The organism is Albimonas marina, from assembly GCF_029223255.1.
In the GTDB taxonomy this organism is placed as follows: domain Bacteria; phylum Pseudomonadota; class Alphaproteobacteria; order Rhodobacterales; family Rhodobacteraceae; genus Albimonas.
In genome coordinates this window covers 47,204-59,705 of the sequence record NZ_JARHUC010000006.1, presented here as the reverse complement: position 1 = coordinate 59,705, position 12,502 = coordinate 47,204, and the positions used below count along the sequence as shown (strand labels likewise).

Sequence of the window (12,502 nt, the reverse complement as noted above, 5' to 3'; positions counted from 1 at the left end):
CGGCCCCTCGCCCGCGGCGCGGACCGGCCGCGCGCATGGGGCGAGGGGTCCCGGCGGACGCCGTCGGGAGATGGTCGCGACCGGCGCCCCGGCCAGGACCGCGCCGCGGGCGGGGCGCCGGCCACGGACGGGGCCGTGGCGCGGCGCCTGCGTCCTCAGGGTTTCGCGGTGACGTAGCCTTCGGCGAGATCGCGGGCGACCGCCTCCTCGGCCCGCTCGGCCGAAGGACCGATGCCGCCGCCGCCCGGGGTCAGCACCACCAGCCGGTCGCCGGGCGGGATGGTCTGGAAGCCCTTCCCCTTCAGCGGCTTGCCCGAGGCGAGCGAGACCGAGCCCGCCGCCCCGTCGCCGCCCCCGTCCACCCCGCGTGCGGGATGGTCGATGCGGTCAAAGGCGGCCAGCAGTTCGAACGGTTTGCCGATCCGGCTCTCGATCTCGATCACCTGGCCGAGGCCGCCGCGGGAGCGGCCTTCGCCGCCCGAGTCCGGCCGCAACTCCTTGCGGCGGAAGACCAGCGGGGTGATGGCCTCGGCGATCTCGACCGGGGTGCCCTTCACGCCGGAGGGGTAGGCCGTCGCCGACAGCCCGTCGCGCAAGGGCCGCGCGCCGGTGCCGCCGTTCGACGTCACCGCCATCGAGAACCCGTAGTTCCCGTCGCTCTCCGCCGCCACGCCGCGGACGTTGAGGTTCCACAGGCAGGAGGTGCCCTCGGCCGGAACCCGCGTCGGCACCGCCTGCCGCAGCGCCCCGAAGACCACGTCCGGCAGCATCTGCCCGATCACGTGGCGCGAGGCGACGGGCGCGGGCTTCACCGCATTGAGGATGCAGCCCTCGGGCGCCGAGACCGTCAGCGGGCCCAGCGAGCCGGCGTTGTTGGGCACGCGGGAGGCCACCACGCAGCCCAGCCCGAAGACCGTGTAGGCGGTCGTGTAGCTCATCGGCACGTTGATGCCCCGCGGAGACTGCGGCCCGGTGCCCTCGAAGTCCACGTGGATCCCCTCGTCATGCACCGTCACGGTGCAGGCGAGCGTCACCGGCGCCTCGTAGCCGTCCACGGTCATCGAGGAGGACCAGGTCCCCTTGGGCAGCGCCCGCACCTCCTCCAGCACCGCCTCGCGGGAGCGCTCGAGGATGTGGGTCGCCAGCGCGTCCAGGCTCTCCAGCCCGAACTCCCGCATCATCGCCTGCAGGCGCTGGCAGCCGACGTCGTTGCAGGCGGCAAGGCTGTAGACGTCGCCCTCGGTGTCCACCGGCAGGCGGGTGTTGGCGCGGATCATCGCCAGAAGCGTCTCGTTCAGCACGCCCTTCGAGGCGAGCTTCAGGAACGGGATCGACAGCCCCTCCATGAACACGTCCGTGGCGTCCGGGCCGAAGCCGATGCCGCCGATGTCCATCAGGTGCGAGGTGCAGGACAACAGCGCCACCAGGCGCCCGTCCAGGAAGCAGGGCGTGGTCAGAACGAAGTCATTCAGGTGCCCCGTCCCCATCCAGGGATCGTTGGTGATGTAGATGTCGCCCTCTTCCATCGTCTCGGGCGGGAAGCGGTCGAGGAAGTGGCGCACGCTCTCGGCCATCGAGTTCACGTGGCCCGGCGTGCCGGTGACGGCCTGCGCCAGCATCCGGCCCTCGACGTCGAAGACGCCGGCGCTCAGGTCGCCGCATTCGCGCACGATGGGGCTGAAGGCGGTGCGCAGCAGGGTCTGGGCCTGCTCCTCGACCACCGCGATCAGGCGGGACCACATGATCTGGAGCTCGATGGGGGACAGGTCGCTCATCACAGGGCTCCTTGCGCGGTCAGGACCAGGGCGCCGCCGCCGTCCACCTGGGCCGAGAAGCGCTCGGTCACGAAGGTGGTGGTGGTCGGCTCGACGATCATCGCCGGGCCCGGGATGCGGGCGCCGGGGGCGAGGTCGAGGCGGTCGTATTCGGGCACGCTGCGGGTCTCGCGCGTGGCGGTGTCGAAGATCAGGCGGTCGCGGACCGGGACGGGGGTCGAGGGCGCAGGGGCCTCGGGCGGCGTCTCGGCCGCCAGCGGGGCGGCGCCGACGGTGACGGACCAGGACAGGATCTCGATGGTCGCGCCGGGGATGTGGCGGGCGAAGAGGCGGTCGTATTCCGCCTCGAAGGCCGCGCGCATCGCCTCGGCGTCGGCGTCGGTCAGGGCTGCGACCGGCAGGTCCACCGCGATCTCGTGCCCCTGCCCGCGGTAGCGCATGAAGGCGGCGCGACGCTCCTGCGTGGCCTCTGCGCCCTCGGCGAGCGCGGCGGCCTCGGCCGACATCGCGTCCAGCAGATCGTTCGCCAGCCCCGGATCGAAGGCGTCGAGGCGCATGTAGCGGCTCTGCAGCAGCTCGTAGGCCACCGGCGCGCGCAGGAAGCCGATGGCCGAGCCGACGCCGGCGTCGGCGGGGATCAGCACGCGGGTCAGGCCCAGCTTCTCGGCCACGCGGGCGGCGTGCAGGGGCGCCGCGCCGCCGAAGGCGATCAGGGTGTGGTCGGCGAGCGTCGCGCCACGCTCCACCGCGTGGACGCGGGCGGCGTTGGACATGTTCTCGTCCACGATCTCGGCGATGCCCCAGGCGCCCATCTCGGGCGTCAGGTCCAGGGGCCCGGCGATGGACTGGGCGATGGCGGCGGTGGCGCGCCCCACGTCCAGGTCGAAGGCGAAGCGGTCGGGCGCGATCCGGCCCAGCGCCACGTCGGCGTCGGTCACCGTCGCCCCCGTGCCGCCGCGGCCGTAGCAGGCGGGCCCGGGCTCGGACCCCGCGCTCTCCGGCCCCACGGCGATGGATTTCGTCGCGTCCAGCCGGGCGATGGAGCCGCCGCCCGCCCCGATCTCGATCATCTCGATCACCGGGATGCGCAGCGGGAAGCCGGAGCCCTTCATGAAGCGCGCCGAGCGGTCCACCTCGAAGGTCCGGGCCGAGAGCGGTTCTCCGCCTTCGATCAGGCAGATCTTCGCGGTCGTCCCGCCCATGTCGAAGGACAACACCTTGTCCTCGGCGCGCGAGGCGGCGACGTGGGCCGCCAGGATCGCGCCCCCCGCGGGGCCGGATTCGACCAGCCGCACCGGGTAGCGGCAGGCGGTGTCGACGCCGGCCAGGCGCCCGCCCGAGGTCATCAGGCGCATCGGCGCGCGGCAGCCGCGCTCGGCCACCGCGGCCTCCAGCCGGCGCAGGTAGCCCGCCATCAGCGGCTGCACGTAGGCGTTGGCGACGGTGGTCGAGGTGCGCTCGTACTCGCGGATCTCGGGGCAGACCTCGCAGGAGAGAGAGACGGCGAGGCCAGGCGCGGCCTCCTCCAGGATCTCCCGCGCCCGACGCTCATGGGCGGGGTTGGCGTAGCTGTGCAGGAAGGCGACCGCGACGGCCGTGGCGCCGGAGGCGAGGATCGCGGGGACCAGCGCCCGCAGCGCCGCCTCGTCGAGCGGGGTCAGCACGTTCCCCTCCACGTCCATCCGCTCCAGCGCCGTGAAGCGGCGGGAGCGGGGGACCAGCGGCGCGGGCTTCTCGATGTCGAGGTCGTACTGGTCGAAGCGGCTCTCGTCCGCGATCTCCAGCACGTCGCGGAACCCGTCGGTGGCCAGCAGCGCGGTGCGCGCGCCCTTGCGCTCGATGATCGCGTTGGTCGCCAGCGTGGTGCCGTGGACGAAGGCCGTGACCTCGGCCCAGCTCGCGCCGGCCTTCGCCAGCGCCTGCTCCGCCCCCTCCAGCAGCGCCCGCTCGGGCGCGTCGTGGGTGGTCAGCACCTTGGCCGAGATCCGCTCGGGGCCCGCCGGGCCGACGCGCTCGACCACGATGTCGGTGAAGGTTCCGCCGATGTCGGCGGCGAGGCCGAGGGCGGTCAACGCGGAGCCCTCCGACCGGGGCGGCGGGAGGGGCGAAGGGCGGGGCGAGGAGCGTGGGGCGTCATGGCGCAAGCCTAGCAAATCGCGTGCCACGGGCCGAGCGGAACCGCAGGCGGCGGCGTATCGATTTTCCGCTCGGCGCCCGGCCGGTCCGGGTCCATGCTGAGGGGGTATTTGAGACTCGGATTACGATGGGGACGACGCATGGGTGCGACGGCGTGGGGAGCGCTGCGCGGACGCGTTCGACGGGCGACGGCGGGCAAGGGCCTGCCGGCGGCGGCGGTGTGCGCGGCATGGCTTGCAGGACTGTTCGGCGCGGACGCGGCGCAGGCGGGGCGGCTGGAGCTCGCGCCGGTGGCGGGGCTCGACGTCGAGAGCTTCGTGATCGACGCGGTGGCGCTGCCCGGCCAGCCGGACCGGATCGTGCTGCTGGAATACTCGGGCCGCGTGGTGATCGCGGACCGGGCGACGGGAACCTCCCAGGTGATGCTCGACTCGCTGGTGGTCGGGGGCGAGGACCTGGCCTCGGTCTACGGGGCGGGCGCGTTCTCGATCGCGCTGGCGCCGGATTTCGCGAGCTCGGGCAAGTTCTACGTCTCGGCCAACACCCGGGGCTGGGACAACGTGCTGGTCGAGTTCACCTCGACCGGCGGCGTGGCCGATCCCGGCTCCCAGCGGCGCGTGCTGACGATCGAGCGGCATCCGCAGGCCGAGATCGGGGCGCATTTCGGCGGCGCGATCAGCTTCGACGACGCGGGCATGCTGTTCATGACGACGGGCGACCACAACGCGCCCTTCGGTCCGGGGACGGACAACCCCTCCCGCGACGTCGCCAGCCGGCTGGGCAAGGTGCTGCGCATCGACCCCGCGGGCGACGCCTATCCCGACGATCCCGCGAACAACTACGCGATCCCTGCGGGCAATCCCGACTTCGGCCCCGGCGCGGATCCGGCCCTGTGGGCCGTGGGCCTGCGCAACCCGTTCAAGGGGAAATACGATCCCGTCTCGGGCCTGTTCTTCGTGGCCGACGTGGGCGAGGACGCGCGCGAGGAGGTCGACCTGATCGAGCCCGGCGGCGACTACGGCTGGGCGGTCTACGAAGGCTCGTCCCCGCGGGAGGGCGCGGCGCCGCCGGGCCTCGACCTGGTGGACCCGGTCTTCGACTACGACTGGAGCGGGGGCGACGCGCGCGCCTCGATCACCGGGGGGCTGGTCTATCACGGGCCGCTCGCCGCGCTCGACGGGCGCTACCTGTTCGGGGACTACCTGGGCTGGGGCGCGACGGGCGACGGGCCGCCGGTGTGGTCGCTGGACGTCGACGGCCCGGGCGCGCCGCAGGCCCGCCTGTGGGAGACGACGGAGCTCTCGGGCGACCTCGCCCGGACCATGGGCTTCGCCCAGGACGAGGCCGGGCGGCTCTACCTGTTCGACGAGGACGGCGACGTGTTCGAGGTGCGCTCGGCCGCCGTCCCCCTGCCCGCGGCGGCGGGGCTGCTGACCGCGGCCGCCGGGCTGCTGGCCGCCGCGGGGACGCGGCGGCGCGGCAGGCCCGGCCGGCGGGATCAGGCGAAGGCCGCCGGCCCGAGAAGGGCGCCGCCGTCCATCTGCATCAGCTCCCCCGTCACCATGCGCGCGTCGAGCGCGAGGTAGACCGCCCCCGCCGCCACGTCCTCGGCCGTGCAGACGTCGCCCAGCGCCGCGCCCTTCGCCGAGCGGTCGCGGATCGAGACGGCGGACTTCTCGCCCAGGCTCTTGCGGAACCAGCGGGTGTCGATCATCCCCGGCAGAACCGCGTTGACCCGCACCTTCGGGGCGAGCGCGCGCGCCAGCGACAGGGTCATCGTGTTCATCGCCCCTTTCGAGGCCGCGTAGGGGATCGAGCTGCCCATCCCGGTCACCGCCGACATCGACGAGATCATCACCACCGCCCCCGCCGGCGAGGCCTTGAGCATCGTCGCCGCGGCGCGGGTCATCCAGAAGGCGCCCTTCAGGTTCACGTCGAGGATCGCGTCGAAGTCGTCCTCGGTCACGGTCTCGAGGTCGCCCAGGCTGATGAAGCGGGTGGTGCCGGCGGCGTTGATCAGCACGTCGAGCCGGCCCCAGCGGTCCGCGACCTCCTGCGCCATGCGGCGGCAGTCGGCGTCGGCGCCCACGTTCCCCTGGATCGCGATCGCCTCGACGCCTTTGGCGCGGCAGGCCTCGGCGGTGGCCTCGGCCTCCTCGGCGGAGCGGGAGTAGTTCACGGCGACGGCGTGGCCGCGGTCGGCGAGCATCAGCGCGGCGGCGGCGCCCACGCCGGTGCCGCCGCCGGTGACGAAGGCGACGGGGGTGGAATGGGTCATGTCGGGGGGTCCTCTCCTGCAGGTCGCGGCGTCTGGCCGGGCCGCGCTCGGCGCGCAGGATGGCGGGCATGGGCCGCGGACGCCAGCCCCTTGCGGACCGGCCGGCCGGCAGGGCGTCGGCGTCGCCCGCCCCGAGGAGACCGCCCGGAGGCCGCGCGCCCGCGCCCGGCGGGCCGGGGTGGGCGGGCGGGAGGCCTGCCGGGCGCGGGCGCGCGGCCGGCGGACGGCGCGACGGAGGGGGGCGGAGACGCGGATCGCCGGCCGTCCCGAGCGGGAGTGGTCCACCCGGGACCCGGGCGGGAGCGGCGGGCGGGAGGCCCCGGGTCGCGCCCGGGACGCCCGGACGGGGGAGCGGCCGCCGCTCGGCGGCGGGGCCTCAGCCCTTCTTCGCGGTGATGACGGCGTAGTCGCCGGGCTCGCGATGGGCCTTGAAGTCGAAGATGTTGGCGCGGATCTCGGCGCAGCGGTCGAGGTCGATCTCGGCCGAGATCACCTCGTCGGCCGTGGTCTGGGCCCGCGCGATGATCTCCCCCGTCGGGGCCACGATCACCGAGCCGCCGATCAGCTCCGAGCCTTCCTCCATCCCGGCCTTGGCCACCGCGACGGCCCACATCCCGTTCTGGTAGCAGCCCGCCTGCACCGACAGCTCGTTGTGGAAATACTGCAGGTGGTCGTGCTCGGGCGCGGGCGGGTAATGCAGCGGCGTGTTGTAGCCCAGCACCACCAGCTCCGCCCCGCCCAGGCCCAGCACGCGCCAGGTCTCGGGCCAGCGGCGGTCGTTGCAGATGCAGATGCCCATCTTGCCGCCGAACCCGTCGACCACGGTGAAGCCCAGGTCCCCCTTCTCGAAATACTTCTTCTCGAGGTGCTGGAACGGGCGCCAGGGCTGGTCGTCGAAATGGCCCGGCAGGTGGATCTTGCGGTACTTGCCGATGATTTCGCCGCCCGCGTCGACCAGGATCGCGGTGTTGAAATGCCGGCCCTCGGGCGTCTTCTCGGCATAGCCCAGGTGGAAGCCGATCTTCAGCTCGCGGGCCAGATCGAACAGGGGCGCGACCGCGGCGTTGGGCATCTCGGTCTCGAACCAGGCGTCGATCTCGGCCGCGTCGGTCATCCACCAGCGGGGAAAGAAGGTGGTCAGCGCCAGTTCCGGGAACACCACCAGCTCCGCCCCGCGGGCATGGGCCTTGCGCATCAGCGCGCAGAGCCGGGCCACGGCCGAGGCGCGGTCTTCGTCCTTCGCGATGGGGCCGAGCTGCGCTCCGGCGACGATCAGCTTGCGGGACATGGGCGCTCTCCTGCGGCTCAGGCCGCGCGGACCTGGTCGGCGCTCAGGCCGACCAGCTGGGTGTAAAGCTCGGGGTCGGTGTCGCCCTCGGTGCCGAAGAGCAGCACGCGCGAGGCCGCGTCGAGGCGCAGCGCCTCCACCGCCCGCGGATCGGCGAGCGCGTTGGCGAGCGCGGCGAGGCCGGCCACCGCGCTCTCGCCAGCCACGATCGCGGGATCGCCGGGCAGCGGCCGGGCGAGCCGGCGCATGCCCTCCACCGCCGCGCGGTCGGGCACCGCCATAACCGCGTCGCCGTGGTCCTTCAGCACCTCCCACGCGAGCGCCGAGACCTCGCCGCAGGCGAGGCCCGCCATCAGCGTGTCGAGGTCGCCCTCCACCGCGGTGGGCGTCCCCGCCACGATGGAGTCGAGCCAGCAGGCCGAGCGGTCGGGGTCCGCCAGCACGATCATCGGCCGCGCCGCGCCCCAGCGGCGCACGGCCTGCGCCGCGACCGCCGCGGCCAGCCCGCCGACGCCGGTCTGGATGAAGACATGGGTCGGGGGCTCCTCCAGCGCCGCGTAGGCCTCGGCCGCCATCATCTCGTAGCCCTGCATGACGTCGCGCGGCACGTCCATGTAGCCGGGATAGGAGGTGTCGGAGACGACGAACCACCCCTCCCGGTCCGCGGTCGCCTGCGCCTCGCGCACGCTGTCGTCGTAGTTGCCGGCGCAGCGGCGGACCTCGGCTCCGTAGGCCTCGATGGCGGCCTTCCGCCCCTCCGAGACGGTGGCGTGGATGAAGATCACGCAGCGGGCGCCGAATGTCCGCGCCCCCCAGGCGACCGAGCGGCCGTGGTTGCCGTCGGTGGCGCAGCACACGGTCACCTCGGCCGCGGCCTCGGGGTGGGCGTTCGCGACGACCTCGTCCATCGAGACCTCGCGCCCCAGCTTCTCCGACAGCAGCGTCTTCAGCAGGCGGGCCACCGCGTAGGCCCCGCCCAGCGCCTTGAAGGAGCCGAGGCCGAAGCGTCCGCCCTCGTCCTTCCAGCGCAGCTCCGCGATCCCCAGCGACGCCGCCAGCGCGGGCAGCGAGACCAGCGGCGTGGGCGCGTAGCCGGGCCAGGAGGAGATGGTCGCCTTCGCCTGCGCGAAGGCGGCGTCGGACAGGATCGCGTCCTGCGCCGCGCTCCACGGCGCGTCGCGGGAGGCGAGGGGATTGAGGGCCAGCGCGAAATCCTTCGCGTCGCCCTCGTGGCGGTCGATCACGGCGGTCATGACGGCGCCTCTAGTCGGTGCGCGACCCCACGGCAAGGGGAATGCGCCGGGACGGAAAGGGCCGGGGGTCGCCCCCCGGCCCAGCATCATGGCATGGCGGCGCTCAGAACGCGCCATTCTCCTCCTCGACGGAGGCGAGCAGGCTGTCGAGCATCGCGAGACCCTCGGCGCCGTACTGCTCCTCGATCAGCTTGCGCACGGCGGGCTGGGCGGCCTCGGCGAACTTGGCCTGCTCCGCCGGGGGCACCACGTTGACCTCCATCTTGGCGGCGAGCGCGGGCAGCCCCTTCTCGGAGGCCTCGATCACGCGGCTCATCGAGCGGCCGGCCTCGGTCGCGACCTCGGAGGCCCAGTTGATCAGGTACTGATGCTCGGGGCTCAGGCCGTCGAAGAACTCCTGGTTCATCGTCCAGATGTAGGGGGTGATCACGTGGTTGGTGATCGAGAGGTACTTCTGCACCTCGTCGAACTTGGCGAAGGCGATGATCGGCACCGGGTTCATCTGGCCGTCGGCGACGCCGGTCTGCAGGGCGGTGTAGACCTCGGCCCAAGGCAGCGGGGTCGGCTGGCCGCCGAGGCTGGAGATGATCGCCTCATGCGTCGGCAGGGTCATGGTGCGGATGCGCATCCCGTCCATGTCCGCGACCGAGGTGATCGGCTTCTTGGAGTTGGTGAAGGCGAAGAACCCGCCCGAGTCGATCAGGCCCAGCACCTTCAGCCCGGTCTTCGCCTCGAGGTCGCCGACGAACTTCTGGCCGAACTCGCTCTCCTTGGTGATGACCTTCGAGGCGACGCCGATGTTGGGGAAGGCGAAGGGGATGTCGAAGACGCCGACCAGCGGGTAGTGCTGCGCCATGCCCCCGGAGGAGGAGATGGTCGACTCCACGATCCCCGCGCGGACCTGGTCGATGACCTCGTTGTCCTTGCCCAGCTGCCCGTTGGGGAACAGCTGCACCTCGATCGCGCCGTTCGAGGAAGATTCGACCAGGCTCTTGAACACCGCGGCCATGGCGCCGGAGTGCGAGGCGAACGGATCCTCGGGGTTCAGGTGGGCCACGCGGATGGTGACGTCGGCCGCCAGCGCCTGGCCGGCCAGCGCGACGGCGGTCGCGGCGCCCAGCAGGGCGGTTTTCATGAAGGACATCGGTTGGCTCCCTGTTGCCGTGATGTTGCGCCCGCTCAGAGGCCGAGCAGGCGGGGGATGAAGAGGGTGAGGTCGGACCAGTAGGCGATCACCAGCAGGATCCCGACCTCGGCGAGGATGAAGGGCCACAGCTCCCGGGTGATGGCCTCGACCTTCTCGCCGGTGACCGAGGCGAGGACGAAGAGGCAGGCGCCCACCGGCGGCGTCATCAGCGAGATGTTGAGCGCGAGGATGATCATGATCCCCGCATGGACCGGATCCATGCCGATCTTGACGGTCAGCGGGGCGAGCACCGGGGCGAGGATGATGAGGGTCGCGTTGATGTCCATCACCAGCCCGATCAGCAGCAGCAGCGCGAGGATCAGGGCGATGATCACCATCGGGTCGTTCGACACCGACAGCATGGCCGCGGCGATGGCCTGCGGGATCTGGTTGAAGGTCATCCACCAGCCCAGGATCGTGGCCGAGGCGATGATCAGGAAGATCACCCCGGTGATCCGGGTGGTGCGCACGCAGACCTCGTAGAGGTCGCGCCAGCTGAGCGCCCGGTAGACCAGCCCGCCCACGACCAGCGCATAGGCGACCGCGATGGCCGCGGCTTCCGTCGGCGTGGCGAAGCCGCCGAGGATCGAGCCCAGGATGAAGACCGGCAGCAGGGCCGCCAGAAACCCCTCGCGCAGGGCCTGGATGACGATCATGAAGGAGGGGCGCCCCTCGCCCTTCGGCAGGCCCTTGCGGCGGGCGGTCAGGGCGATGACCCCCATGCAGATCGCGCAGATCAGCAGCCCCGGCAGGATGCCGGCCGCGAACAGCCCCGCGATCGAGACCCCCATGATCGAGCCGTAGATGATCGCCAGCGTCGAGGGCGGAATGGTCGGCCCGATGATCGAGCCGGCGGCGGTGACCGCGCAGGCGTAGGGCCGCGAATACCCTGCCTTCTGCATCGCCGGCACCAGCGTGTTGCCGAAGGCCGCCGCATCCGCCGTGGCCGAGCCGGTGATGCCTGCGAACATGACCGAGGCGACCATGTTCGAATGCGCCATCCCTCCGCGCATCCACCCCACCAGCGCGTCGGCGAGCTTCACCAGGCCCTGCGTGATGCCCGAGCGGTTCATGATCTCGCCCGCCAGGATGAAGAACGGCATGGCGAGGAAGGGGAACAGGTCGAGGCCGGCGAACAGCCGGTCGGGCGCCATCGTCATGAAGCGCGGGCCCATGTCGAGGATGCCGATCATCCCCGCGATGCCGATGGCGAAGCCCACCGGCATGCCGAAGGCGAGGAAGCCGAAGAAGGCCAGCGGAACCAGGTAGATGCCCATCACGCGTCCCCTTCCAGGTTCTTGCCCGCGTCGGGCGTGGCGGCGCCCGTGCTTTCGGGCGCGCGTTCCGCGAACCAGTCGTGGACCAGCATCAGCCCCAGCTGCACGCAGGCCATGAAGGCCGCCAGCGGCACGCCCAGGTAGGGATAGCCCTTGGGGATCGCGTAGATCATCGTCAGGCGGGAGAAGCCCCGCTCGGCGAAGGCGACGCCGTACCAGAACAGCGCGAAGAAGAAGGCGAAGGCGCAGAGGTCGAAGGCCACCGACAGCCAGCGCCGCGCCGGGGCCGGCAGGCGGGAGAAGACGAACTCGACCCCGATGTGCTCGCGATGCGCGATGCCCGAGGACACCGCCAGCAGCGCCATCCAGATCATCAGGTAGCGCGCCAGCTCCTCGGTGAAGGTCAGCGGCAGCGGGATCACGTAGCGCACCAGAACGCCCAGCCAGACGTCCAGCACCAGCAGGACCAGCAGCGCCACGCACACGCGCTCGACGATCCAGTTGACGCGGAGGCTCCACCGCTTGGCGGTGGCGGCGATGTCGGCCATGGGCAAGGGCGCTCCCGGCAGGTGGCGGTCCCTTGAGTAAAGCATGTTCCGGGCCAGACGGGATACGATGGGGGGAAATCCCCGCCCCGGTCGCCCCGACGCCCGCATTTCAGGCGCCCGACCGGCCCGGCGCCTGCGCAATCCGCAGCGACGTCGGTTCAGCCGTCCCGCGCCCGCCTTCCGCGCCTCAGGCCGGGAGCCGCCCTTTCAGGACCAGCGGCAGGCCGGCGGCGACGAAGACCACGTCGTCGACCGCCGCCGCCACCGCCTGGTTCAGCCGCCCCTGCGCGTCGCGGAAGGCGCGGCCCAGCGGCGTCTCGGGCACCAGCCCGAGGCCCAGCTCGTTCGAGACCAGGATCACCGGGCGCGGCGCCCCGGCCAGGGCGGAGAGCAGCGCCGCCGTCTCCGCCTCCGGGTCGCGGTCGTGGTGCATCAGGTTCGACAGCCACAGGGTCAGGCAGTCGACCAGCAGCACGTCGGCGGCCGCGGGCCCCGGCGCGGCGGCGGCCGAGGCGACGGCGGCGGGCAGGTCGAGCGGCGTCTCCAGCGTCGCCCAGCCCGCGCCGCGCTCGGCCTGGTGGCGGGCGATGCGGTCGGCCATCTCGTCGTCGAAAGCCTGCGCGGTGGCGAGGTAGACGCGCGCGGGGCCCAGCGCCTCGGCCCAGGCCTGGGCGCGGGCGGTCTTGCCCGAGCGGGCGCCGCCCAGAACCAGCGCGTGGCGCCGCGGGGCGGGGGGGGCGTCGCCGGCGGTCATCCTGTCT

General features: G+C 72.7%; 10 protein-coding genes. 1 reads left to right on the top strand and 9 read right to left on the bottom strand.

Translation table 11 applies throughout. From position 1 onward, the window contains the following. Positions 1-155 precede the first annotated feature (155 nt). Both P2H44_RS16780 and P2H44_RS16775 read right to left on the bottom strand, forming a co-directional pair. Positions 156-1,775, bottom strand: a complete 1,620-nt coding sequence (locus tag P2H44_RS16780) for a hydantoinase B/oxoprolinase family protein (protein WP_275765198.1) — start codon at positions 1,773-1,775, stop codon at positions 156-158. Then, positions 1,775-3,847 carry a hydantoinase/oxoprolinase family protein gene (locus P2H44_RS16775; RefSeq protein WP_275765196.1) on the bottom strand — a complete coding sequence of 691 codons (2,073 nt, stop codon included), beginning with the start codon at positions 3,845-3,847 and terminating at the stop codon, positions 1,775-1,777. The genes P2H44_RS16780 and P2H44_RS16775 overlap by 1 nt, the downstream gene beginning before the upstream one ends. Positions 3,848-4,051: 204 nt before the next feature. Between P2H44_RS16775 and P2H44_RS16770 the strand changes: the two genes are divergently transcribed. After that, the gene (locus P2H44_RS16770) at positions 4,052-5,497 is read left to right on the top strand and encodes a PQQ-dependent sugar dehydrogenase (protein WP_275765194.1); all 1,446 of its coding nucleotides are present in this window, start codon (positions 4,052-4,054) and stop codon (positions 5,495-5,497) included. On the opposite strand, the gene P2H44_RS16765 is transcribed toward P2H44_RS16770, so the two are convergent. The 7 genes from P2H44_RS16765 to cobU all read right to left on the bottom strand — a co-directional run bounded on the left by P2H44_RS16765 (position 5,410) and on the right by cobU (position 12,495). Then, a complete protein-coding gene (locus P2H44_RS16765; RefSeq protein ID WP_275765192.1) occupies positions 5,410-6,189 on the bottom strand; it encodes an SDR family NAD(P)-dependent oxidoreductase in 780 nt (259 codons plus the stop codon). The two genes, P2H44_RS16770 and P2H44_RS16765, sit on opposite strands and share 88 nt — an antisense overlap. Before the next feature lie 376 nt (positions 6,190-6,565). After that, a complete protein-coding gene (locus P2H44_RS16760) occupies positions 6,566-7,477 on the bottom strand; it encodes an N-carbamoyl-D-amino-acid hydrolase (RefSeq protein WP_275765190.1) in 912 nt (303 codons plus the stop codon). Positions 7,478-7,494: 17 nt separating this feature from the next. Next, on the bottom strand, positions 7,495-8,730 hold the full coding sequence (locus P2H44_RS16755) for a diaminopropionate ammonia-lyase (protein WP_275765188.1): 1,236 nt from the start codon (positions 8,728-8,730) through the stop codon (positions 7,495-7,497). 103 nt (positions 8,731-8,833) lie between these two features. Beyond that, positions 8,834-9,874 carry a TRAP transporter substrate-binding protein gene (locus tag P2H44_RS16750; RefSeq protein WP_275765186.1) on the bottom strand — a complete coding sequence of 347 codons (1,041 nt, stop codon included), beginning with the start codon at positions 9,872-9,874 and terminating at the stop codon, positions 8,834-8,836. Between the two features lie 35 nt (positions 9,875-9,909). Beyond that, positions 9,910-11,193 carry a TRAP transporter large permease gene (locus tag P2H44_RS16745; RefSeq protein WP_275765183.1) on the bottom strand — a complete coding sequence of 428 codons (1,284 nt, stop codon included), beginning with the start codon at positions 11,191-11,193 and terminating at the stop codon, positions 9,910-9,912. Beyond that, a complete protein-coding gene (locus tag P2H44_RS16740) occupies positions 11,193-11,741 on the bottom strand; it encodes a TRAP transporter small permease (RefSeq protein ID WP_275765182.1) in 549 nt (182 codons plus the stop codon). Before P2H44_RS16740 ends, P2H44_RS16745 begins: the two co-directional genes overlap by 1 nt. Positions 11,742-11,928: 187 nt before the next feature. Beyond that, positions 11,929-12,495: a bifunctional adenosylcobinamide kinase/adenosylcobinamide-phosphate guanylyltransferase gene (gene cobU, locus P2H44_RS16735; RefSeq protein ID WP_275765181.1), complete on the bottom strand. Its 567-nt coding sequence runs from the start codon at positions 12,493-12,495 to the stop codon at positions 11,929-11,931. Positions 12,496-12,502 lie beyond the last annotated feature (7 nt).